Origin of the sequence: Rhizobium sp. BK456, assembly GCF_014194045.1 — a bacterium.
Taxonomy (GTDB): Bacteria; Pseudomonadota; Alphaproteobacteria; order Rhizobiales; family Rhizobiaceae; genus Rhizobium; species Rhizobium redzepovicii.
In genome coordinates, this window is record NZ_JACIAO010000012.1 from 35331 (window position 1) to 57677 (window position 22347).

20 protein-coding genes and 1 pseudogene are annotated in these 22347 nt (G+C 61.7%); 12 read left to right on the top strand and 9 right to left on the bottom strand.

What is annotated here, in order from left to right; all coding sequences use genetic code 11:
* Window positions 1-200 precede the first annotated feature (200 nt).
* The 4 genes from FHX03_RS27725 to FHX03_RS27740 all read left to right on the top strand — a co-directional run bounded on the left by FHX03_RS27725 (window position 201) and on the right by FHX03_RS27740 (window position 3990).
* Window positions 201-1430: a protein-L-isoaspartate(D-aspartate) O-methyltransferase gene (locus tag FHX03_RS27725; RefSeq protein ID WP_097627802.1), complete on the top strand. Its 1230-nt coding sequence runs from the start codon at window positions 201-203 to the stop codon at window positions 1428-1430.
* Window positions 1431-1440: 10 nt separating this feature from the next.
* Window positions 1441-1893: a DUF421 domain-containing protein gene (locus FHX03_RS27730; protein ID WP_097627803.1), complete on the top strand. Its 453-nt coding sequence runs from the start codon at window positions 1441-1443 to the stop codon at window positions 1891-1893.
* 167 nt (window positions 1894-2060) lie between these two features.
* Entirely contained in the window at window positions 2061-2861 is an 801-nt protein-coding gene (locus tag FHX03_RS27735) for an alpha/beta fold hydrolase (protein ID WP_097627957.1), read from the top strand.
* Between the two features lies 1 nt (window position 2862).
* On the top strand, window positions 2863-3990 hold the full coding sequence (locus FHX03_RS27740) for a PAS domain-containing sensor histidine kinase (protein WP_183856400.1): 1128 nt from the start codon (window positions 2863-2865) through the stop codon (window positions 3988-3990).
* Window positions 3991-4089: 99 nt separating this feature from the next.
* Here the strand turns inward: FHX03_RS27740 and FHX03_RS27745 are convergent, their stop codons facing one another.
* The 7 genes from FHX03_RS27745 to FHX03_RS27775 form a co-directional block, all read right to left on the bottom strand.
* The gene (locus FHX03_RS27745; protein ID WP_116408825.1) at window positions 4090-4854 is read right to left on the bottom strand and encodes a FadR/GntR family transcriptional regulator; all 765 of its coding nucleotides are present in this window, start codon (window positions 4852-4854) and stop codon (window positions 4090-4092) included.
* Window positions 4855-4875: 21 nt separating this feature from the next.
* Window positions 4876-5937: a four-carbon acid sugar kinase family protein gene (locus FHX03_RS27750; protein ID WP_183856402.1), complete on the bottom strand. Its 1062-nt coding sequence runs from the start codon at window positions 5935-5937 to the stop codon at window positions 4876-4878.
* Window positions 5934-6926, bottom strand: a complete 993-nt coding sequence (locus FHX03_RS27755) for an ABC transporter ATP-binding protein (RefSeq protein WP_097627807.1) — start codon at window positions 6924-6926, stop codon at window positions 5934-5936. Before FHX03_RS27755 ends, FHX03_RS27750 begins: the two co-directional genes overlap by 4 nt.
* Window positions 6926-7930 (bottom strand): ABC transporter ATP-binding protein, encoded by a 1005-nt coding sequence (locus FHX03_RS27760; RefSeq protein ID WP_409565179.1) that lies wholly within the window; start codon window positions 7928-7930, stop codon window positions 6926-6928. The genes FHX03_RS27755 and FHX03_RS27760 overlap by 1 nt, the downstream gene beginning before the upstream one ends.
* Entirely contained in the window at window positions 7930-8889 is a 960-nt protein-coding gene (locus tag FHX03_RS27765; RefSeq protein WP_183856406.1) for an ABC transporter permease, read from the bottom strand. The genes FHX03_RS27760 and FHX03_RS27765 overlap by 1 nt, the downstream gene beginning before the upstream one ends.
* Window positions 8890-8891: 2 nt before the next feature.
* Entirely contained in the window at window positions 8892-9848 is a 957-nt protein-coding gene (locus FHX03_RS27770) for an ABC transporter permease (protein WP_097627809.1), read from the bottom strand.
* A 131-nt stretch (window positions 9849-9979) separates the two neighbouring features.
* Window positions 9980-11617 (bottom strand): ABC transporter substrate-binding protein, encoded by a 1638-nt coding sequence (locus FHX03_RS27775; RefSeq protein WP_183856408.1) that lies wholly within the window; start codon window positions 11615-11617, stop codon window positions 9980-9982.
* A 322-nt stretch (window positions 11618-11939) separates the two neighbouring features.
* On the opposite strand from FHX03_RS27775, the gene FHX03_RS27780 reads away from it, so the two are divergent.
* The 4 genes from FHX03_RS27780 to pdxA all read left to right on the top strand — a co-directional run bounded on the left by FHX03_RS27780 (window position 11940) and on the right by pdxA (window position 16528).
* Entirely contained in the window at window positions 11940-12845 is a 906-nt protein-coding gene (locus tag FHX03_RS27780) for a dihydrodipicolinate synthase family protein (RefSeq protein ID WP_183856410.1), read from the top strand.
* An 11-nt stretch (window positions 12846-12856) separates the two neighbouring features.
* Window positions 12857-14041 carry a sialidase family protein gene (locus FHX03_RS27785; RefSeq protein WP_183856411.1) on the top strand — a complete coding sequence of 395 codons (1185 nt, stop codon included), beginning with the start codon at window positions 12857-12859 and terminating at the stop codon, window positions 14039-14041.
* 352 nt (window positions 14042-14393) lie between these two features.
* A complete protein-coding gene (locus FHX03_RS27790) occupies window positions 14394-15527 on the top strand; it encodes an iron-containing alcohol dehydrogenase (RefSeq protein ID WP_183856413.1) in 1134 nt (377 codons plus the stop codon).
* Between the two features lie 14 nt (window positions 15528-15541).
* On the top strand, window positions 15542-16528 hold the full coding sequence (gene pdxA / locus FHX03_RS27795; protein WP_183856415.1) for a 4-hydroxythreonine-4-phosphate dehydrogenase PdxA: 987 nt from the start codon (window positions 15542-15544) through the stop codon (window positions 16526-16528).
* 56 nt (window positions 16529-16584) lie between these two features.
* On the opposite strand, the gene FHX03_RS27800 is transcribed toward pdxA, so the two are convergent.
* A complete protein-coding gene (locus tag FHX03_RS27800; protein WP_183856417.1) occupies window positions 16585-17067 on the bottom strand; it encodes an RES family NAD+ phosphorylase in 483 nt (160 codons plus the stop codon).
* The gene (locus tag FHX03_RS27805; protein WP_097627816.1) at window positions 17064-17495 is read right to left on the bottom strand and encodes an antitoxin Xre-like helix-turn-helix domain-containing protein; all 432 of its coding nucleotides are present in this window, start codon (window positions 17493-17495) and stop codon (window positions 17064-17066) included. Before FHX03_RS27805 ends, FHX03_RS27800 begins: the two co-directional genes overlap by 4 nt.
* A 49-nt stretch (window positions 17496-17544) precedes the next feature.
* Here FHX03_RS27805 and FHX03_RS27810 point away from each other — a divergent pair.
* The 4 genes and pseudogenes from FHX03_RS27810 (at window position 17545) to FHX03_RS27825 (ending at window position 22346) form a co-directional block, all read left to right on the top strand.
* A pseudogene (locus FHX03_RS27810) lies at window positions 17545-18467 on the top strand (alanine--tRNA ligase-related protein).
* A gap of 243 nt (window positions 18468-18710) precedes the next feature.
* Window positions 18711-19724, top strand: coding sequence for a sugar ABC transporter substrate-binding protein (locus tag FHX03_RS27815; RefSeq protein WP_097627817.1), 1014 nt, complete (start codon window positions 18711-18713; stop codon window positions 19722-19724).
* A 62-nt stretch (window positions 19725-19786) separates the two neighbouring features.
* Entirely contained in the window at window positions 19787-21337 is a 1551-nt protein-coding gene (locus tag FHX03_RS27820) for a sugar ABC transporter ATP-binding protein (RefSeq protein ID WP_097627818.1), read from the top strand.
* Window positions 21327-22346 (top strand): ABC transporter permease, encoded by a 1020-nt coding sequence (locus FHX03_RS27825; protein ID WP_097627819.1) that lies wholly within the window; start codon window positions 21327-21329, stop codon window positions 22344-22346. Before FHX03_RS27820 ends, FHX03_RS27825 begins: the two co-directional genes overlap by 11 nt.
* The last annotated feature ends 1 nt before the right edge of the window (window position 22347 follow it).

Here is a 22347-nt window from a genome sequence, read left to right on the forward strand (position 1 = left end):
GGAGCGTGATTTACCAACGTACCGTGTAGCCGCGACTACTGATTTGATGCCTCCAGGTTCGCATATGCCTGTCGAACTTTGCTCTTCACACTAAGTTCCCCAAATGGACCGAGCAACGCATCGCAATCACGGGCTCTCCCGTTGTTTCCATCCTGCCCGGCCCGGAAGCCAAGGTGCTAACGGCGACGGTGGACTGATCCATGGATATGACGCGCATCCGAGATCACATGGTGGAGCACCAACTGACGCGACGTGGCATTGATGATCGAAGCGTCATCGAGGCGATGCGCACGGTGCCCCGCGAAAAATTTGTCGCTCCAGGCTTCGAGGATTTTGCCTATGAGGATGCGCCGCTGTCGATCGGCGACGGCCAGACGATTTCGCAGCCGTTCATTGTGGCTCTGATGCTCGAAAAGGCCGGTCTGAAAGCCGGCGACAAGGCGCTCGAGGTCGGCACGGGCTCGGGTTACGCTTCAGCCCTGATGAGCCGGATCGTAAGGCAGGTCTATTCCATCGAGCGCCATGAAAGGCTGGCGCTTCAGGCCAGGGACCGGTTCGAGACGCTCGGATACCACAATATTGAGGTCCGCGTGGGTGACGGCAGCAAGGGCTGGCCGGACGCCGCCCCATTCGACGCCATTGTCGTTTCTGCGGCAGCACCCGAGGTGCCGTCCGCCTTGAAGGAACAGTTGAACCTCGGAGGGCGGCTCATCATCCCGGTCGGCCGCGGTCAAGAGCAGCGCCTGAAACGCGTCACGCGCACCGGGCCCGCGGCGTTCGAGGAAGACGATCTCGGCGGGGTGGTCTTCGTTCCCCTGATCGGTGAAGACGCCTGGACTGCGGCACATCCGATGTACACGGCGACGGTGCCATCGCCGGGAACTTTTGCGGCCGGCCCAGGTTCTCAGCCAAGAGTACAGGGAGCGGGCATGGAAACAACATACAGGTTGCCGGCGCTGCCTGAAGGCGTGCTCGATCATACCGAATTCCAGCAACGGTTCTGGGCCCTTCAACGTCTTTCCTGGATCATGTTCACGCTTCTTCTGGCGATCTGCTTGCTCGGTTTACTTGGAAGAGGCGGCCCGTTTTCGCGGCAAACATTGATGTTATCAGATGGGTCCGTGGACTTTCCCGTCATCTCCCGGTGGAATGCTCCCGAGGATATGACGGTGAATTTCCTAGCCTCATCCGAAGACAGGGTCTTCACGATCGATGCCGCCTTTCTTCGAACCTTCTCGGTTCAGGGCATCGACCCGCCCCAGAAGGCGACCTTCGCGCGTGATGGCCGGATAGGTTACGTGTTCGCCGCCGACCCGGCAGAGCCGACACAGATCGTGTTCCGTCTGCAAACACAACAACCCGGCGCTCGCCGCGCCACCATCGGCCTGGGCGAAGAGGTCCGGACCCAATCCACTTTCATCTTTCCTTGAGGGCGGCACGGTGGATGCAGTATTCCGCGGACTGGCAATTTATTTCACGCTGCTCGTGATCATCCGCTTGTCGGGACGGCGGACATTGGCCCAGATGACGCCGTTCGACCTGGTCATCGTTCTGGTTATCTCCGAAACCACGCAGCAGGCAATGCTGGGCGACGACTTCTCCATCACCAACGCCGTTATCTTGATCCTGACGCTGTTTACCACAGACATCGGCCTCTCCTACGTGAAGAGGTGGTGGCCGCGCGCAGCTCATATCATCGATGGGGTTCCGACCGTTCTGGTAACGGATGGCGTCTACGACGAACGCGCGCTCAAAGGAGCCCGCCTGCAGAAGGAAGATGTCATGCAAGCGGCTCGAAGCCAGGAGGGCATCGAAAGCGTGGCGGAGATAAAATTTGCCATCCTCGAGGTGAGCGGCAACATCAGCATCATCAAGAAACAGAAATCCGGCTGACAAGAAGAGGAAATCTCGGCCTATCCTAGATGTCCCCCACTATCAGTACCTTGATTGTCATTCACCTCGCTTGATCCATCCAAATCGTTCCGAACAACTTGAGCGAAGCTTGCTCTGCGGCGTTATATCAAGCTATCTTTTTGGGGCCGTTGGTTTATGTTATGTTCATGGACATCATCGACAGAAACAACGTAATCGTCAGCGGCACGGGCGACGAAGCAATGGTCTTCGCGCACGGGTTTGGCTGCGACAGCAACATGTGGCGGCTCGTGGCTCCGGCCTTCGAGGACAAATACCGCGTCGTCCTGTTCGACAATGTCGGTGCCGGCAAGTCCGACCTGAAGGCCTATTCCTTCGAGAAGTACGCCACCCTCGATGGCTATGCGGACGACGCGGTGGAGATCATTGATGCCCTATCGCTGAAGAAGGTTGTCTTTGTCGGCCATTCGGTCAGTGCGATGGTCGGACTGATTGCGGCCAGGAAGCGTCCTGATCTCTTCAAGTCGCTGGTCATGGTCGGCCCTTCCCCGTGCTATATCGACAGCGACGGCTATGTCGGCGGCTTCTCACAGGGTCAGATCGAGGAGCTGATGGAGTTCCTGGATTCCAACCACTTGGGATGGTCCGGCGCGATGGCGCCGGCCATCATGGGCAATCCGGACAGGCCAGCGCTCGCCGAGGAACTGACGGAGAGCTTCTGCAGGACGGATCCAGAGATCGCGCGCCATTTCGCCCGGACGACCTTTCTGTCAGACTGCAGGGATCTCTTGCAGGGCTTCGACATCCCGACACTGATCCTTCAATGTTCGAGCGACGTGATTGCCCCTGTCGAGGTCGGCGAGTACGTGCACAGGCATCTTGCAAACAGCAGCCTGGTAATCATGAAGGCGACCGGACACTGCCCCAATCTGAGCGCACCCAAGGAGACTATCTCCGCCATCGAAAACTTCCTCGGCAAGGCCGCATAAGATGGATCAAGCCGCGCCGAAAAACCTTCAGGACGACTTCGAGAACCTCTTCGAAAATACAATGGCGGGCAATCTCGTCGTCTCGCCTGGCGGCGTCGTCCTTCGAGCGAACAGTCGGCTTGCCAGCTGGCTCGGCCGCTCGGCGCAGGATTTGGCAGGCAAACGCCTGTCCGACCTGCTGAGCGTCGGCGGCAGCATCTATCTCGAGACCCATCTCGCGCCCATGCTCAGGATGCAGGGCGAGTTCGAAGAAATCATGCTTGAGATGCGACACTCCGACGGGGGCAAGATTCCGGTTCTGATGAATGGCTTCGAGCAACGCGATGCTGCAGGGCAGCCCCTGTTCCTCAGGCTGACCATCATACGGGCATCGAACCGGCTGACCTACGAGCAGAACCTGCGAAAGGCGGGCAAACAGGCACGCGAAGCCCTTGCAACGGTCGAGGGGACGCTTCTCGACGAACGGGAGACGGCGGCGCTTCGCGAGCAGTTCATCGCCGTCCTCGGTCACGACCTCAGAAACCCGCTCGCCGCGATCGACGGCGGCATGCGCGCGATCGCCAGATCACCCCTCAATGAACAGCAGGAAAGGATCGTGTCGCTCGTGGCGGCGACGGTCAAAAGGATGAGCGGCCTCATTGACGACATCATGGATTTTGCCCGCGGGCGACTTGGCGGCGGGATTCCGGTAAGGCTGAGCGAGACCGATTTATCTGCTGTCCTGCTTCAGGTCGTCAACGAGATTTCCGGAGCCCGTCCCGGCAGAAGGATCGAAGCGGACGTCGAACTCCCACTGCCGATCATGTGCGACGGTCCGAAACTCGCACAGCTCACGTCGAACCTCCTTGCCAACGCCGTCGCACACGGATCCCCGGACGGCCCGATAACAATCACCGCCCGTTCGACGGCGGCGGCGTTCGAGCTCTCGGTCGCCAACACCGGAGAACCGATACAGGCCGATGCCGTTGAGCGGTTATTCCTGCCATTCACCAGGGTCGCGGATGGCGGCAAGCAAGGGCTCGGGCTTGGCCTCTATATCGCCAGCGAAATTGCCAAGGCGCATGGCGGTCGGCTGCGGGTGGTATCCGATGACACGCGGACGGTGTTCACCCTTGAAGTCCCCACGTGAGCTTCAAGGCAGGAGCGGAAAGCATCGTCGCGAAATGACTGTCATCGGTATCATACTCCGATCCGACCACGATAAGCGCGCTTCGCTCTCTGGGTGCGTTCAGAAGGACAGGTCGAGCGCCCTACCCTCGAACAGACGGTCGCGGGAGCCTTCGAGATGGGCCTTCATCAGCCTTTGCGCGTCGTCGGCCCGCCCATCGGCGATCGCCTTGTAGATGGCGTTATGCTCTTCATAGACCTGTTCCAGCCCCTGGCGGGGGCCGAGGAGGGAAAGACCGTGGAGATGCATGCCGACGGCGATATGAGCCTTAAGCGCATCGATCGAAGCGGTGTAATAGTGATTGTTGGCTGCCTCCGTCACCGCGCGGTGGAAGATGAAATCGGCATCGGTGCGGTGGAGCTGGTGGCTGGTCGCCTCGCGCAGATCGGCAAGGGCGCTGGCGATCTTCTGGATCGCCTGCTCATTGCGGCGCTTGGCGGCGAAATAGGCGGCGGCCGGCTCGATGGTCAGGCGGAATTCGTAGCAGCGCTGAATGTCGGCGATGGTCTTGACCGGCGAATAGGCGAGCTGCGTTGTCGGCGAGCCATGGGCGCTGACGAAGGTGCCGGCGCCCTGCCGGGCATAGACCATGCCCTGATCGCGCAAGCGGGCCAGCGCATCGCGCACGATCGGCCTGGAAACACCCAGCATCGAGGCAAGTTCATGCTCACCCGGCAAGCGTGAATCCGGCGGATAGTTCCCGCCGCGGATACGCTCGAGCAGTTGGTCGAAGACGCGGTCGACCAGCTTGACGGCCTTGCCGCGTTCGGGCTTGCCCGGCGGGCCGGCTTCCGCGTTCAACGATTCGCCATTCACTTCAACCACGTCATTCTCCCCGGCGGTATCTTATGCCGCCTGATTCCGAAGAACCAGTTTTAACAAACTATCCGGCTTACCGAAGCCCCCCGACTTGACGGCGCACCGAAAAGGCCGGCCGTCGGCGGCCGTGACATCGAACCAGGGAATGCCGGCCTCGATCTCGCCCTTCGGCGTAAGCACCCTCACCCCCAATGCACGGAAAACCGCCAGCGCCGTATCACCGCCGCCGACCATCAGCATATCGGGCCTAGTATCGTCGATCACCCTTTTTACGCCTGCGGCAAAGTCATCGGCGACAAGCGTCGCATCGGCCGCCATCTCGCCGCTGCAGCGCAGCAGCACCGGCAGCGCCAGGCCCTCCCCGCATTCGATCTGCCCCTTCGGCGCATCCACCACCATGCGTAAGGCGCCCGAGGCTTCGAGCCGGTTCATCTGGGCTGAGGTGATCGGATCGCGCGAGCCGAAGGCAAACAGCGTGCGCGGGCTCGCCGTAAATTCCGTCGCCGGCCGCCGCCCCATTTCGCCGAGCCGGCGGGCGAACGCCGCACCGAGGCCGCGCGCACCGACGCCAAGCGTCGTCAGCCAGACATGACCCTCGACGATCTGATCGAGATCGGTATCGTCTTCGGCATCGGCAACGACAATATTGTCAGCCCCCGCGAACAGATCGGCAATCGGCAGCGGCCTGTCGACACCGCGGCCAACGACGCAGCCGCGGTAGGTCAGGCGCTCCTGATCGGGAATGGCAGGCGCCACAAGAATGTTCTTAAGGCCCAGCGCAGCGGCCAGCGTCAGGCTTTCCGCCGCGACATTGCCCTTCAGCCGGGAATCGATCTTCTTCATGACGATGCCGGGCTTCGCGCCGCCAAGCATCTCCACAGCCAGTCGGATCCTTTCGGCCGCCTCGCGCTCGTCAAGGGCGCGAGAGGCGGTGTTGATGACCACGACGTCGCAGCCGGTGGCAATCGCATCCCGGGCCGCCGCGACATCGACGGCGACCGCCACCGAAAGGCCGGCGGCGATAAAGGGCGTGCCGGTATCGAGCGCGCCCGTCAGATCGTCGGCAATGATCGCGGCCTTGAGCGTCATGCAATCTGCTCCGTATTGACGGCGTGACAGGCGACGAGATGGCCGGGCTTGGCTTCCTTCCAGACAGGGATGACCTTGCTGCAGACCTCCATCGCGATCGGGCAGCGCGTGTGGAAACGGCAGCCTGACGGCGGGTTGAGCGGGCTCGGCACGTCGCCCTGCAGAATCTGGCGCTGGCGGGTACGTTCATGCTCGGGATCGGTCTCCGGCACGGCCGATAGCAGCGCCCTGGTATAGGGGTGCAGTGGATTGTCGAAGAGCTCCTCGCGGGTCGCAAGTTCGGCAAGCCGGCCGAGATACATGACGCCGACGCGGGTGCTGATATGGCGCACCACCGCAAGGTCATGGGCGATGAACAGATAGGTCAGCCCGTACTTCTCCTGCAGATCGAGCAGCAGGTTGATAATCTGCGCCTGGATCGATACGTCGAGCGCCGAGATCGCCTCGTCGCAGACGATGAATTTCGGCTGGCAGGCCAGCGCCCGGGCAATGACGACGCGCTGGCGCTGGCCGCCGGAAAGCTCGTGCGGATAACGCTGGGCAAAGCGCGTGGGCAGGCCGACATCGGTCAGCAGCGTCGCCACCTTCTCCTTCAGCTCGGCCTTGGTGCAAAGCTTATGGAAGAGGATCGGCTCGCCGATCGCCTCGCCCACCGTCATGCGCGGATTGAGCGTCGAATAGGGATCCTGGAAGACGATCTGCAGGTCGCGGCGGAACGGCCGCATCTGCTTCTCGTCGAGCGTCGCGAGATCCTGGCCCTTGTAGACGACCCTGCCGCTGGTCGCCTTGTAAAGATTGAGGATGGTGAAGCCGGTCGTCGATTTACCGCAGCCGGATTCGCCGACGAGGCTCAGCGTCTCGCCCTCCATGATGTCGAGGTTGACATTGTCGAGCGCATAGACGGTTGCCGAGCGTTCGCCGAAGGCGCCGAGCCTGACGTGGAAATGCTTGACCAGGTTTTCAACCTTAAGCAGCGGTTGCGCAGCCATTACGCGGCCTCCTGCATTCTCTGGACGACGAAACAGGCGGCGCGATGGTTACTACTGCCGCTCAAGGGTTCGAGCCGCGGCACCTTCTCATGACAGATCGCCTCGACGAGTGGGCAGCGCGGCGCAAACGGGCAGCCCTTCGGCCGGCGGCCAGGCTCCGGCGGCGTGCCGCCGATCGAGCTCAGCCGGCTTGCCGGCGGGTCCGACAGTTTTGGGATCGAGGAGAGCAGGCCGCGCGTATAGGGATGGCTTGGCCGGGCATAGAGCTCGTCGACGGGGGCGTCCTCGACGACCGTGCCAGCGTAAAGCACGGCAACGCGATCGACGAGGCCGGCAATCAATGCCAGATCGTGGGTGATCCAGACGACCGACATGCCGAGCTTGGCGCGCAGATCCTTCACCAGATCGACGATCTGGGCTTGGATGGTGACGTCGAGCGCCGTCGTCGGCTCATCGGCGATCAGCAGTTTGGGATTGCAGGCAAGGCCGATGGCGATCATCACGCGCTGGCGCATGCCGCCTGAGAGTTCGTGCGGAAAGGCCTGCAGCCGTTCTTCTGGGCCAGGAATGCCGACGAGCCGTAGAAGCTCGACAGCGCGGGCACGGGCCTCAGCCTTTTTCATTTTGCAGTGATAGATCAGCGGCTCGCAGATCTGGTCGCCGACGCGCATGACGGGATTGAGCGAGGTCATCGGATCTTGGAAGACGAAGCCGATATCGCCGCCGCGCACCTTGCGCAACTCGCCATTCGACATCGTCTGCAGATCGCGGCCGTCGAAGGTCGCGGTTCCATTGGTGACCTTGATCTTGTTCGGCAGGAGCCGCATCAGGCTCAGCATGGTGAGGCTCTTGCCGCAGCCGGATTCGCCGACGACACCCAGCGTCTCTCCCTTGTCGACATGGAGATCGATGCCGTCGACGACGACGGCCGGACCAGCGCGGCCGTCGATCTCGACGGTGAGGTTCCTGACATCGAGCAGGCGTTCTCTGTTTTGCATGTCCATCATTTGCTGCCCCGCGGATTGAGCGCGTCGTTGAGGCCGTCGCCGAGGAAGCTGAAGGCAACCGAGGCAAGGCCGAGCACGGCCGCCGGAGCGGCAAGAAGATGCGGATAGTGCTGCCAGACGCGAAGGCCGTCCGAGATCATATTGCCCCAGCTGGGCGTCGGCGGGTTGACGCCGACACCGAGGAAGCTGAAGGCGCTTTCCAGCACCATTGCCGTGCCGAGACCGGCGCTGACCGAAACGATCAGCGGCCCGAGCGCATTCGGCACGACATAACGCTTGATGATGACCCAATTCGACAGGCCGAGCGCCTGGGCCGCGGTGATATAGGGCCGGCTGCGGATCGACAGCACCTGGGCGCGCACCAGGCGCGCGTAAGGCGGCCAGGAGATCAGCGCCATCGACCCGAAGACGAGGATGAAATCCACCCAGATCGTCTGGCGGTAGAAGGGATTGAGGGTCTCGAGGTAACGCGCCTCCATCCAACGGGTGATCGGCGATTTCAGCGAGGCGTTGATGACAACGACGAGCAGCAGGTTGGGAACCGACATCGTAACGTCAGTCAGCCACATGATGACGCGGTCGAAGGGATTGCCGAAGAAACCCGCTACGGCACCCAGCGTGAGACCGATCAGCACCGCGAAGAAGGTGACAATGACCGCGACGAAGAAAGCGGTCCGCGTGCCAAAGACCACGCGGCTGAAGACGTCGCGGCCGAGATCGTCGGTTCCGAAGAGATGGCTCATCGACGGCAGGGCGTTGCGAGCGTTGAGGTCCTGGCCGAGATAGTCATAGGGCGTCAGGTAAGGCCCGAAGATCGCCGTGAAAGCGAGGATCAACACGATGACGAGACCGAAGACGGCGAGCTTGTTGCGCTTCAGCCGATACCAGGCGTCGCGCCACAGGCTGACCGGCTGTTCCTCGACGGTTTCAGGGGTGGAAAGAGGGATTGCGGACATGGTCAGCGGCTCCTTCTTGCATCATTGGCGCGTGGATCGAGCAGCGGATAGAGCACGTCGACCAAAAGGTTCGACACCATCACCAGGAACGACCCGATCAGCGTGATCGCCAGAATGACGGGATAATCGGAATTGATCAGCGCCTGCACCGTCAGGCGCCCGAGGCCCGGCAGGCCGAAGACCAGCTCGACGAAGATCGCGCCGTTGACGATGGTGATCATGATCAGGCCGAGCTGCGTCACGACAGGCGTCAGCACCGGCCGGAGGATGTGGCGGACCGCCACGACGATCTCGGGCACGCCCTTGGCGCGGGCGGTGCGGACGAAATCCTCCGACAGCACCTCGATGACGGCGGCGCGCGTCTGGCGCACGATCAGCGCGATCGGCTGGAAGGACAGCACCAGCAGGGGCAGCAGGATGCGCACATCGAAAATGCCGCCCCAGCCATAGGGCACGCTCGCACCCGGCAGCAGCACGATGAGGCCGACCATCAGCAAGGGGCCTGCGACATAGGCCGGGATCGCCCAGAGGAAAAGCGCCGAGCCCAGAATGGCGTAATCGAGGCGCGAATTCTGGTTCAGCGCCGCGATCATGCCGAGAGGAATGGCGACCACGGTCGTCAGGATGACGGAACAGAGGGCAAGCTGGAACGAAACTGGCGCTGCGGCCGAGACCATTGCCCAGACGGAGCGGCCCGAAGTCAGCGAATTGCCGAACTGACCATGCAGCAGATTCCAGATGTAGAGGCCGAACTGCTCGATGAAGGGCCGGTTGAGGCCCGCACTTTCGCGGATGGCTTCGATGCGCTGCGGATTGTAGGCGACGTCGCCCGGCGCGCGGAGGAAGATCAGCTTGATCGGGTCGCCGGCGCCGTAGAAGGCCAACGCGTAGACGGCCAGCATCACCACCAGAACGGATGGAATCCAGATGGCAAAACGGGTTAGCACGTAGCGCAGCAAGGCCACCTCCCACCTGTTGTTCAATGCGTTCCCGTCTTTGGCCGACGCCCGACAGATCGCATCTCTTCTTGAAATTTGCGCGAAGACCTTGCGGCCTTCGCGCGTTTATCGCCAGGAACGATAGTTCCGATTCAGCCGATCGAAATGTTCCACGGCTCGACGATCTGCCAGTCGAGGTTCTTGTCCAGACCCTTGACCTCCTTGGTAGCCCAGCGCGACATCGCCTGAGAATACCACGGGATGAAGGCCCAATCGTCGCGGAACGCCTTCTGGGCTTGCTGGGCGAGAGCGATGCGCTGCGGATCGTCCGCGGCCTTGGTCGTCGCCTCGGCAAGGGCGCTGTCGACCTTGTCGTTCTTGTATCCGCCGAGCTTGTTCTGCGCGTTCGACGAGGTCGAGGCAATGCAGCCCGCCAGGTAGGAGACGGCATCGGGAACGCGGGTGCCGACGTCATCGCGGAAGATCTGGACCGAGTTCTGGTCGGGGCCGGCATAGGCGTCCTGCTGCGGCTTCATGTCGACCGCAGTGATACCGAGGTTCTGGCGCCACTGCTCGGCGATGAACTGGGCGGCGGCCTGAATGGCCGGCGCCGAGACGCCGACGAACATGATCTTCGGCAGGCGCTCAGGCCCGCCATAGCTCGATTCGGCAAGCAGTTTCTTGGCGGCTGCCGGATCGTATGGAAAGGGCTCGAAGCCGGAATTTTCGGCGCCCGGGACCGAGTTGAGGATCTGGTCGGCCTTCTTGTGCGGTCCATCCGGATAGGACGCCTTGAACAGGCCGTCGCGGTCGACGGCCATGATCAGTGCCTGGCGGACCTTCGGATCGTCCATCGGTGCGCGCGAGATATTAAACCAGAAGTGCTGGCTGGTCGGGATCAGCGGACCGGCCGAGAATTCCGGGCCAAGATCCTGGATGATCGTCGAGGTGACGAGTTCGGTATGGGCGTTGAACTCGCCGGATTTGATCAGCGATGTCGCCGTCACATTGTCTTCGATCGAGGTGACCTCGATACGGGCAAGCTTCGGCTTCGGCCCGAAGAAATTCTCGTTCGGCTCGAAGGTCAATTTGCCGGCGTCGATATCGATGCTCGTCAGCTTGAAGGGGCCGGAGAAGACCGGCTTGCTGTCGGGCTTGTACCAGTCGATGATCTCCTCGCCGTCACTGCCGCGCGACTGCGAGGCCTTGGTGATCGGCGCGATATGGTTTGCCAGACGCATGAAGAAGATCGGGTCGGCCGCAGCCAGCGTCACGACGACCGTTCCCTCGTCAGGTGTTGTGACACCGGTCAGCTCCTTGCCGGAGCCGGCGGCGATTTCAGCGTAGCCCTTGACCTTGCTCAGCACCTGGTCGGCGCGCTGGCTCTTAGTGTTCGGCATCGAGGCAACTTCCCACGATCCCTTGACATCGGTCGCGGTGATCTTGCTGCCGTCGGAGAAGACGGCCTTGGGGTCGATTTTGAAGGTCCAGACCGTATTGTCGGCCGATTCCCAGCTGGTGAAGACGTAAGGCTTTATATTGCCCTGGCTGTCGAAATACATCGGCGCCGCCCACCAGATCGAATTCCAGCGGAAGGTTCTGCCGCCGCCGCGCAGCGGCGACCAGTCCTGATCGAAGGCCGGATGTGCGACCTTCAGGACCTGGCCTTCATCGGCCATCACGATGCGCGCATTCATCCCGAATACGGTGAGGCCGACGCCGGCCGCCAGACCGAGCTTCAGTGCGTTGCGACGCGATAGATTGGTATTATCAGATGGATCAAAAGACATAATTCCCTCCCAGGTGAATTCGGCAGCGCTCTCCCTGCACCTGCCAGGCGCAGCACAATCCGTCTCATATCGTTCTCTCGTTATTGTAAATATGTCAACAAAAAATCGCATTTTTTGCTGCAATAAAATTTAACTCGAAAAATATCACTGCAATATCAGCGAGATAATTTTTGCATTCGGCATGAATGCATTTTGTCTTCTTGACAAAAGTGCTGCAATGGAAAAGTTCTTAGCACTCCATCGCAGATGCATGACAATCGGATGCGCAGCCGGACGGGTTGAACACGGATCGGCGAGATAGAACACGCCGAAGGAGGGGAAAATGAGCCATCACAGGATCACAGGCGTCTTCAGCGCGGCCGCAACGCCGCTGACGGCTGACAATACGCCGGATCTCGCGCTTTTCATCGACCATTGCCGGCAACTGTTGGCCGAGGGATGTCACGGCGTGGCCCTGCTCGGCACGACGGGCGAGGCCAATTCCTTTTCCGGAGCGGAGCGCCGCGCCATATTGGAGGCGGCTGTGAAGGCGGGCATTCCAGCAGACAGGCTTTTGCCCGGCACCGGCGTCGTCGCCATTCCGGAAACCGTGGAACTGACCCGGCACGCGTTGTCGCTCGGTGTCACCAAAGTGGTGATGCTGCCGCCCTTTTATTACAAGGGCATCTCCGACGACGGCCTCTTCGCTGCCTACTCACAGGTTCTGGAAAAAGTCGCCGACACGCGTCTGCAGGTCATTCTCTATCATATCCCGCAGGTTTCGGGTGTTCCGCTCACCATTCCGCTGATCGGCCGGCTGATTGCGGCCTTTCCGGAAACGGTCGTCGGCATCAAGGAATCTGCCGGCGATTTCAATAACATGCAGGCCATTATCGCCGCCTATCCCAGCTTTTCGGTGCTGGCGGGCGCCGATCCGCTGCTGCTGCCGCTGATGAAGGCCGGCGGCGCCGGCTGCATCACCGCCACCTCCAATCTGGTGGCGGATTCGCTGCGCACCGTCTATGACCATGTCCGTGACGAGGCGCGCGCCGCCGATGTCGAGGCGGCGCAGGCGCGCATCAACGCCTATCGCACGCTTTCTAATTCCTACGTCCAGATCCCGACCATCAAGGCAATGGTGGGGCTGAAGACCGGCAATCCCGCCTGGAAGCGCACCCGCGCGCCGCTGATGCCGCTGAGCGAGGCGGATTACGCCGCCCTCGCCGAAAGCTATGCCAAGCTGCCTTGAGGAGATCCGCGATGAATTTTACCGGCCTGCCTTCCGAAGCCGTGCCCGATTTGATGACCGGGGTCATCACCGCTCATCCCTCTGTCGCGGGCCGTGCCGATGCCTATCTGCCCTCGCCCTGCATCCAGAACCACGCGGCAAATCTCGCCTTTCTGCGCGACGGCACGCTGAGCTGCGTCTGGTTCGGCGGGACGATGGAGGGCATGGGCGATATTTCGATTTACATGTCGCGGCTGGCCCCGGGCTCCGAGCGCTGGTCGGAGCCTGAGAAGATGAGCGACGATCCGGAGAAATCCGAGCAGAACCCATTGATTTTCAATGCTCCGGACGGCAAGACTTGGCTGCTCTATACCTCGCAAACCTCGGGCAATCAGGACGGTTCCGTTGTCAAATGCCGCCTATCGGATGACGGCGGCAAAAGCTTCGGCCCGGTCAAGATCCTCTGCGACAGCCCCGGCACATTCGTTCGCCAGCAGATCGTCGTCAATGGCAAGGGCGACTGGCTGCTTCCGGTCTTTCGCTGCGTCGGCCTTAACGGCCAGCGCTGGAGCGGCGATGCCGACACCGCAGCGGTGCTGATCTCGCGGGACGGCGGCACGAGTTGGCAGATGCGCGATATTGCAGACAGTATTGGCGCCGTGCACATGAACATTCTGCCGCTCGACGGCGACGACATGATCGCCTTCTACCGCAATCGTTTCGCCGAGAGCATTCTTTCCAGCCGATCGCCCGATGGCGGCGAAACGTGGAGCGCGCCCGAGCCGACCGAACTGCCGAACAACAACTCCTCGATTCAGGCCACGGTCCTGAATGATGGAGCGATTGCAATGGTTTATAACCATTCGAATGCAAGCACATCGGATGCTCGGCGCCAGTCTCTCTATGACGAAATCGAGGGCGGCGGGACAGGAGAGGCCACTCTTGTCGCCGATATAGGCCGCAAAGCGGTCTGGGGCGTTCCGCGGGCGCCGCTCAGCCTTGCGATCTCCAGGGATGGCGGCAAGAGTTTTCCGCATCGCGTCGATCTCGATACCGGCGACGGCTTCTGCCTCAGCAACAATTCGAAGGATTCGCTGAACCGCGAATTCTCCTATCCCTCGATCATTGAGGGCAGCGACGGCGCGCTGCATATCGCCTACACCTACTACCGGCGCGCCATCAAATATGTGCGCCTCGCTCCGCAATCGCCGCCCTGAACCACGTGGCAGCCGGAAGATTGTAAATCTGCATCCGGTCGCGTGCGAAAGGATGCGGGGCCGCCTGCGTGAGACTGGCTCAGCGCCAGGAAATTGACAAGAGAGGTGCGCCGGCGAATGGCCGTCCGGCCCTTCGTGCTCAAAAAGGTATTTCCATCTCCTGACATACTTAACAAACTGATATTACTATATATTATGACGCAGCAATGCCGCTTGAAAACGTTTGCCGACCATATGCCTAACGATAAAAATTTCCGCGTCTTGGAATGCCGGCTTGACATTGATCTTACAACTTTACAATAAAGAGGGCGACGACATTGTTGCCGCTAGATCTTGCAGGGAGGACTGGTTCATGGCCAGCTTGGATTCGCCGATCACGATCGTTCGGCCGCATCTGATCGAATTCGGCATCGGCACGGCGGGCAAGCTCGGCAAATGGGCTGCCGAAAAAGGCTATAGGCGCACGCTTGTCATCTCCGACGCTTTCAACGCCTCACGCATCGACGTGCTGGAACTCACGGGCCAAGTCGCCATCTTCTCTGAAGTGACACCCGAGCCGGATACGGCCAACCTCGAAAAAGTGCTCGCGGCGGCGAACGGCGCCGATGCCGAGCTGATCGTCGGCTTCGGCGGCGGCAGCGCCATGGACCTGGCAAAACTTGCCGCCGTTCTTGCCGGCTCCGCGCAGACGCTGCATGATGTCGTCGGCCCGAACAAGGTGCATGGGCCGCGAAAGGTAGCGCTCGCCCAGGTGCCGACGACTTCGGGCACCGGCAGCGAGGCCGGCATCCGCGCGCTGGTCACCGATCCCAGGACGATGGCGAAGCTTGCCGTCGAAAGCCTGCACATGCTGGCCGACATCGCCGTCATCGATCCCGCCTTGACCTTCACCGTGCCGGCGCGCACCACGGCTGCCACCGGCGTCGATGCCATGGCTCACTGCGTCGAGGCCTTCACCAACCGCAAGGCCCACCCGATGGTCGATATCTATGCGATCGAGGGAACGCGGCTGGTCGGCAAATATCTCGCCCGCGCCGTCAAGGATGGCAACGACGCCGAAGCGCGCGCCGGCTTGTCGCTCGCCTCGCTTTACGGCGGCTTCTGTCTCGGCCCGGTCAACACTGCCGGCGGCCATGCGCTCGCCTATCCACTCGGCACGCGTTGGCATGTGGCGCATGGCGCGGCGAATGCGCTGATCTTCCCGCATGTGCTTGCCTTCAACACGCCGTCTGCGCCTGAGAAGACGAAAGCGGTGATGGAGGCGCTTGGGTGCCAGACCTCTGACAACATCGCATCCGTCTTCGATGCGGCCTACGCTTTCTGCGCCGAGCTCGGCATCGAGATGAAACTTTCCGCCCTCGGCGTTCCGGAAAGCGACCTCGACGCCATGGCCGACGATGCCTTTGCCATCCGCCGCCTGCTCGACAACAATCCGCGCGATCTCACGCGCGCCGACATTCGCTCGATTTACACAGCCGCGTTCTAGAAGGGGTTTTGACGATGGACAGGAATGCGAAAGTCGCAGTGACGCTCGGCGATCCCGCCGGCGTCGGTCCGGAGGTGATCGTCAAGGCCTTGGCGGCCCTTCCGAGCCAAGAGCGCCGCGATTTCGTCATCGTCGGCAATGTCGAAGCGCTGGAGCGCGCCAACCGCGTCAGCGGCACCGGGCTGACATTCCGGCCTGCAGATGCCGGCGGCAATGACAGGGTTGCCGTCGATGAAGTTGCGCTCGGCGCGGCCCTGCCGGAGATCGGCAAGGTGAGCCCCGTCGCCGGCGACGCATCGGTGCGCTATATCACCCGCGCCGTCGATCTCGCCATGTCAGGTCAGGCCGATGTCATCGTCACCGCCCCGATCAACAAGGAGGCGATGAATCTGGCCGGCCACCACCATGACGGCCACACCGGGCTTCTCGCCCATCTCACCGGTTCGAAGAGCTCCTTCATGCTGCTTGCCTCCGAACGGCTGAACACCATCCATGTGTCGACCCATATCTCGCTGAAAGGCGCAATTGAACGCGCCAAGACCGAACGGGTTCTCGCCACCATCGAAGCCGGCCACGGGCATTTCCTTCGTCTCGGCAGGAAGGCGCGCATCGCCGTTGCCGGCCTTAATCCGCATTGCGGCGAAAACGGCCTCTTCGGCACCGAAGACATGGAATTCCTGGCACCCGCCGTCGAGCAGGCGCAGGCTAAAGGCATTGACGTCGTCGGCCCGATCTCCGCCGATACGGTGTTCGCCCGCGCCTATAACGGCGCCTTCGATCTCGTCATTGCCCAATATCACGATCAGGGCCACATCCCGATCAAGCTCGTGGCCTTCGAGACGGCGGTCAACGTCTCGCTCGGCCTGCCAATCGATCGCGTCTCGGTCGATCACGGCACCGCCTTCGACATCGCCGGCACGGGAAAAGCCAACCACGTCAACATGCTCTCGGCCATCGCCTATGCCCGACTAATGGCGCGCGCTCCGCGGCAGACGGTGTGATCCCAACATTGTAAAGGGTGACGGCGCGGAAGGGCGCGATTGCGACCGACACCCCATCACATGCCGAACAGACGGCGATCCCAGAAAACGGGTTGGTGGAGGCTGACCGTGATCGATCGGAATTCCGGGTGGGCCGGATTGATCAGCACGTTCCGGTCGACGCGGGCGACGACGCTTGGCACCAGCAGGATGGCGCTGCGCTTCTCCTGGCACCACTTTTCGCCGAAAGCCTTGCTGACAGAAGCCGGCATACTGTCCCAGCCAGGCAGCGCCGGCTCTGACAAGACCTCGTAGCTGAGCCCGCGCGGCATGGTGATCGTGACATGGTGCTGGTTGGGCGGCAGCCTACCGCTGCCATGGACGAGCTTTTCGAGCAGCGCCGTCGAATAGTGCTCGCTCGTATAGATGATCGGGCTGCCCGAGGTGTTCCACCGTCCCGGCGCGATAGTCGAGCCGGTGGCATCGAAGATAGGGTAGGTTCCGTTGGGATCGCCGATGCGGACGGATGTCAGCGTGCGGTCAAGAAGCTGTGCGCTCACGCAGCGCTGCCGTATTTCAGGCTTCCAAGGATATCGAGCACGAGCTCGCCGCCGATCTCGCTCTGGATGACGACATCGATCGGCCGCCTGTCCTCCAGCATCGCATGCGGGCGAAACAGGAAATCCCGCGCCTCCGCCTCGGTCTGCCAGACATCGAGCGCCAGCCCCCACACCCGCGCGAGACGGGCAAGCCTTATGCCCTCGTCGGAGGAGAGCCGATGCTTGGACTTGCGCCGCTCATAAGTGGCCTTGGGAACGAGCTTGTATTTGAACTGGGTGTCATCAGGCGCCAGAAGCAGCGCCATGCGGTCTAGCGCCTTGACCGGCAATCCCGCCTCGATGCTGGAGAGCAGGCCGAAGGCCGAGCGCGACGCCGGCTCCCTGGAGGGTAGCCCGAGAACATCGGCAACGGCAGCAAATCCCATCATGACAATGGCTCCTTTTCACTTGAGGTTACATTTAGTCTCAAGTGGCCCAATGATCAAGACCGTGATTTGCCGAGTTGCCGATGGAGACGGATTGCCGCGCGTGCGGGAGATCGCTATCTTCCCGGAAGGCACACGAAAAACGAAGGAGGCTGCCTATGTCACCGCGGGACGCTTGATCCAGCACCATGGAGACTTCTGCCTCTCCAAGGGCATCGATTTCACACGCATCGCATCCGTACGGCCGCATGAGAACACCACGCTCTTCTGCAGCGCCGGCATGCAGCAATATAAACCCCTCTTCTCCGATCCTTCCTACATTGGAACTGTCGCAAACAGCCAGGCCTGCCTGCGCATGGGCGACTCGACGAGATCGGCGATGGAACGCATCTTCTGCACTTCACCATGCTCGGCCTTTTCTCCTTCAGGGAAATGACCGTCGGCAACGCCATCGATTTCTGGCTCGAATTTCTGGGAACGCTGGGGCTCGTGCCGGATCATGTCACGATCCATCCCGATCGCCTGATGGAATGGACGCCGCTCTATCGCGGAGGTGTGGCCATCGTTGCAGATCCGGAATGCACCTGGAGCGATGGCAGCATCAGCGGATACTGCACCGAGTTCTACAAGCATGGCGTCGAGACCGGACATCGTCAATCCGCTCGGAACCTGCATCGACGTCGGCTTTGGCGCCGAACGTCTCAACTTGATCGTCAACGGGACGCAGCAAGACGATGCACGATCGTGCAACGCGGCTACCGGCCGGGCAACAAGGAGCAGGGATACGTCCTGCGAAAGCTGCTCCGCCGCATCCACAAGATCGGCGGCACGCTCACCGAAGAGGTCGAACGCCAGAAGCGGCTACGCGCAAAATATCTGCGCCTGCGTGACCGTCACGCCGAGATGAGTCCCGACTGGTGGTTCGACACCCACGGCATCGACTTTTCCGAACTCGGCGAGACGCTTGACGAATAGCTTGAACAAGGCCGTCCGGGCACGGGAGGCCTTCCCTCACGCGAAAGCGTCCATTTTCCGGCGACGTTCGTCGCCGCCATTATCCCATGTCCCGCACCATCAATCGTTGCGGCAAACCCGGCCAGGAAAAGTATGCCGTCCGCTCACTCTTTTTCTTAGAGAGCGACTTTTTGGAAATTCCTTTCTCCTCATTTCCATTAGTCTACTTAATTTATAGAAATTATTTAATCGGAGAGAGTGGTCATGAGCATTGAAAAGTCCGGAAGCCGATTCGGAAGACGAGACCTGTTGAAACTGTCCGCGGCGGCCGGGGTCGCCGTCGCCGGCGCTTCGCTGGTCGGGCAGAAGGCGGTTTTGGCAGCAGACGAAGAGCTGTCGCTGAAAGGCAAGCGCATCGCCATCAGCGCGACCGGCACCGATCATTTCTTCGACCTGCAGGCCTATAATGCCCAGATCGAAGAGGTAAAACGCCTCGGCGGCGAGCCGATCGCCGTCGATGCCGGGCGCAATGACGGCAAGCTGGTGTCGCAGTTGCAGACGCTGATCGCCCAGAAGCCGGATGCGATCGTTCAAATCCTCGGCACGCTCAGCGTTATCGACCCCTGGCTGAAGAAGGCGCGTGACGCCGGTATCCCGGTTCTGACCGTCGACGTCGGCTCGACCAACTCGATCAACAATACCACCTCCGACAACTGGGGCATCGGCAAGGACCTGGCGCTGCAGCTCGTCTCCGATATCGGCGGCGAAGGCAATATCGTCGTCTTCAACGGTTTCTACGGCGTCACTCCCTGCGCGATCCGCTATGACCAGCTGGTCAATGTCGTCAAATATTTCCCGAAGGTGAAAATCCTCCAGCCGGAACTGCGCGACGTCATCCCGAACACCGTGCAGGACGCCTTCACCCAGATCACCGCAATCCTTAACAAATATCCGGAAAAGGGTTCGATCAAGGCGATTTGGTCGGCCTGGGATATTCCGCAGCTTGGCGCAACCCAGGCTTTGGCGGCGGCCGGGCGGACCGAGATTCGTACCTACGGCGTCGATGGCAGCCCCGAGGTTCTGCAGCTTGTCGCCGATCCGAATTCGCCGGCCGGCGCCGATGTCGCCCAGCAGCCGGCGGAAATCGGACGCACCGCCATCCGCAACATCGCCAAGCTGCTCGCCGGCCAGACCCTGCCGCGCGAGACCTATGTTCCGGCGCTCATCGCCAACAAGGCCAATGTCGGCGAAGTCACCAAGAAACTCGGCATCGGCTGAGCTTGTCTGATGGGCGATCCAGCCTCGCTGGATCGCCCCGGCAGGATGACCGGAGAAATCGTATGACGGCCATTTCCTTGAAGCAGCCGGTGACGGCGAGCGACGACATCATCCGCTTCGAAGGCATCGTCAAACGATTCGGGGGCGCGCAGGCGCTGGCCGGTGCGTCGCTGATCGTCAGGCGCGGCACCATTCACGGTCTCGTCGGCCAGAACGGCGCCGGCAAATCGACGCTGATCAAGCTGCTGGCCGGCCTTCACCAGCCCGATGACGGCCGGATCGAAATCGAAGGGCAGATATTCGACAGGCTGACGCCGCATCTTGCCGAAGAACTCGGCATCCACTTCATTCACCAGGACCGGCTGCTGGTGCCGACATTCACCGTCGGCGAAACCCTCTTCCTCGGCCGGGAACCGCGGATATCAGGCACGCCCTTCCTCGACCGGCGTCTGATGCAACGACGCGCATCCGATATTCTCAACGAATATTTCGGTCTCCGTCTACCGAACGGCACCCTGATCGGCGAATTGTCGACCGCCGAAAAGCAGATCGTGCAAATCACCCGCGCTCTCCTCAATCAGCCGAAGGTGCTGATCTTCGACGAGCCGACGGCCGCCTTGGTGGCCCGCGAGGCCGATATCCTCTTCCGGCTGATCCGCCGGCTGCGCGACGAAGGCGTCACCATCATCTATATCTCGCACTATCTGAACGAAATCGAAGAACTCTGCGACCAGGTCACCGTGCTGCGCAACGGGCTTGATGTCGCCTCCTTGCCGATCAGGGACACGTCGGCCGCAGCGATTGCCCGGCTTATGGTCGAGCGCGACATCGAGGAGATGTTTCCGAAGCCTGAGGTGACGCCGGGTGAGGAGATCCTCAAGGTCGAGCAGCTGTCGGCGCGGGGAAAATACAGCGACATAAGCTTCACGCTTCGCCGCGGCGAGGTGCTCGGCCTCACCGGCCTGCTCGGCTCCGGCGCAAAGGAGCTGGTTCGCACCCTCTTCGGGCTGGAGACGCCCGTTTCCGGCCGCATCGAAATCAACGGCAAGCCTGCCCGTTTCGCCAATCCAACGCAGGCAGCCGGTCGCGAAATCGCGCTGGTACCGGAAGATCGCCGCCGCCACGGCGTCGCGCTCGACCTCAGCGTCGCGGAAAATATCAGCCTCTCCAGCCTTGCCCGCTTCACGCGTTTCGGCTTTCTCGATCGCAGACGCGAGCAAAGCGAGGTCGAGGCGCTGATTGGGCGGCTCCAGGTGAAAACCAATGGCCGCGATGCTTTGCTGCGAACGCTCTCGGGCGGCAACCAGCAGAAGATCGCCATCGCCAAATGGCTGAGCCGCCGCTCCGAGGTCTATCTCCTCGACGAGCCGACTGTTGGAGTCGATATCGGCTCCAAGGTCGAGATCTACAGGCTGATTGGCGAACTCGCGGCGCGCGGCGCCGGCGTTATCGTGCTGTCTTCGGATCTGCCGGAACTCGTCGGCATCACCGATCGCATCCTCGTGCTCTTCCGCGGCCGCGTGGCGCGCGAATTCATCTCGTCGGAAACCAGCGCGGATGCCGTGTTGGCGCAATCGACGGGATCATCTAAGGGACAGCGCCATGTCGGCTGAAATTGAATTCGCGCCTTCCGGTTTTGCCGCTGCTGAGCCGCCGGCCCGGCCGGCCGGCAATCTTGCGGCTGCGACTTTGCGCTTCGGATCGCTCATCGCTTTTGCCGCCATCCTGGCGATCTTCTCGTTGACCGCGCCCTATTTCCTCAGCATCGGCAATATCGGCAACGTGCTTGGCCAGTCGGCCATCTCGGGCGTGCTTGCCATCGGACTGACGGTCGTGCTGATCGCCGGCGGCTCCAATGTCGTCACCGGCGGCATCGACCTGTCGCTGGCGGCCAATATGGGCCTCAGCGCCGCCGTTTATGCCAGCCTGACGCAACTTGGCTATGGCGATGCGACAGCGATCGCGGCATCGCTCCTTACCGGCGCGCTGATCGGCTCGGTCAATGCCATTGCCGTCGTCTATGCTGGCATTGTGCCGCTCCTCGCAACGCTTGCCGTCATGAATATCGTCGCCGGCCTGGAACTGGTGCTGACCGGCAATACCGTCCTGCCGGCCTCGACGCCCTTCCTATCGGCGCTTTCGGCTTCGGATCCTTTCGGCATACCGGTTCTTGCCTATGTGCTCCTCGGCTTCACGGCCATTGCGGCGGCGATCGTGCAATATACGCCGCTTGGCCTGCATCTTTATGCCGTCGGTGAATTTCCTGATGCGGCGCGTGCCGCCGGCCTGCCGCTTCGCCGCCTGCTCGCCGGCGCCTTCGTCGCCAGCGGCCTTTGCGGCGGCATCGCCGGCATCCTGTCCGCTGCCTATCTGAGCGGCAGCACGACCGGTGCCGGCGAGATGCTGCTGCCTGTCGTCGTGACGGCCCTGCTCGGCGCGGTTTTTTCGCGCCGACTGGTTCCGACGGTCACAGGAACGCTGCTTTCGGCGTTGCTTGTCGGCTTCCTCACCAACGGCTTCCAGCTGCTGAACATATCGAGCACGCTCGTCAGCGGCGTCCAAGGCGTACTCATTCTCATCGTCGTTTCCGCGACCACGCTGCTGCGCCGGCAGGAGACCTGAC

Excerpts from the sequence above, each read along its gene's own strand:
- FHX03_RS27825 (WP_097627819.1), top strand. The coding sequence starts at position 21,327 with ATGTCGGCTGAAATTGAATTCGCGCCTTCCGGTTTTGCCGCTGCTGAG.
- FHX03_RS27725 (WP_097627802.1), top strand. The coding sequence starts at position 201 with ATGGATATGACGCGCATCCGAGATCACATGGTGGAGCACCAACTGACG.
- FHX03_RS27820 (WP_097627818.1), top strand. The coding sequence starts at position 19,787 with ATGACGGCCATTTCCTTGAAGCAGCCGGTGACGGCGAGCGACGACATC.
- FHX03_RS27750 (WP_183856402.1), bottom strand. The coding sequence starts at position 5,937 with ATGACGCTCAAGGCCGCGATCATTGCCGACGATCTGACGGGCGCGCTC.
- FHX03_RS27790 (WP_183856413.1), top strand. The coding sequence starts at position 14,394 with ATGGCCAGCTTGGATTCGCCGATCACGATCGTTCGGCCGCATCTGATC.
- FHX03_RS27780 (WP_183856410.1), top strand. The coding sequence starts at position 11,940 with ATGAGCCATCACAGGATCACAGGCGTCTTCAGCGCGGCCGCAACGCCG.
- FHX03_RS27755 (WP_097627807.1), bottom strand. The coding sequence starts at position 6,926 with ATGGCTGCGCAACCGCTGCTTAAGGTTGAAAACCTGGTCAAGCATTTC.
- FHX03_RS27740 (WP_183856400.1), top strand. The coding sequence starts at position 2,863 with ATGGATCAAGCCGCGCCGAAAAACCTTCAGGACGACTTCGAGAACCTC.
- FHX03_RS27815 (WP_097627817.1), top strand. The coding sequence starts at position 18,711 with ATGAGCATTGAAAAGTCCGGAAGCCGATTCGGAAGACGAGACCTGTTG.
- FHX03_RS27785 (WP_183856411.1), top strand. The coding sequence starts at position 12,857 with ATGAATTTTACCGGCCTGCCTTCCGAAGCCGTGCCCGATTTGATGACC.
- FHX03_RS27735 (WP_097627957.1), top strand. The coding sequence starts at position 2,061 with ATGGACATCATCGACAGAAACAACGTAATCGTCAGCGGCACGGGCGAC.
- FHX03_RS27775 (WP_183856408.1), bottom strand. The coding sequence starts at position 11,617 with ATGTCTTTTGATCCATCTGATAATACCAATCTATCGCGTCGCAACGCA.
- FHX03_RS27760 (WP_409565179.1), bottom strand. The coding sequence starts at position 7,930 with ATGGACATGCAAAACAGAGAACGCCTGCTCGATGTCAGGAACCTCACC.
- FHX03_RS27805 (WP_097627816.1), bottom strand. The coding sequence starts at position 17,495 with ATGATGGGATTTGCTGCCGTTGCCGATGTTCTCGGGCTACCCTCCAGG.
- pdxA (WP_183856415.1), top strand. The coding sequence starts at position 15,542 with ATGGACAGGAATGCGAAAGTCGCAGTGACGCTCGGCGATCCCGCCGGC.
- FHX03_RS27765 (WP_183856406.1), bottom strand. The coding sequence starts at position 8,889 with ATGTCCGCAATCCCTCTTTCCACCCCTGAAACCGTCGAGGAACAGCCG.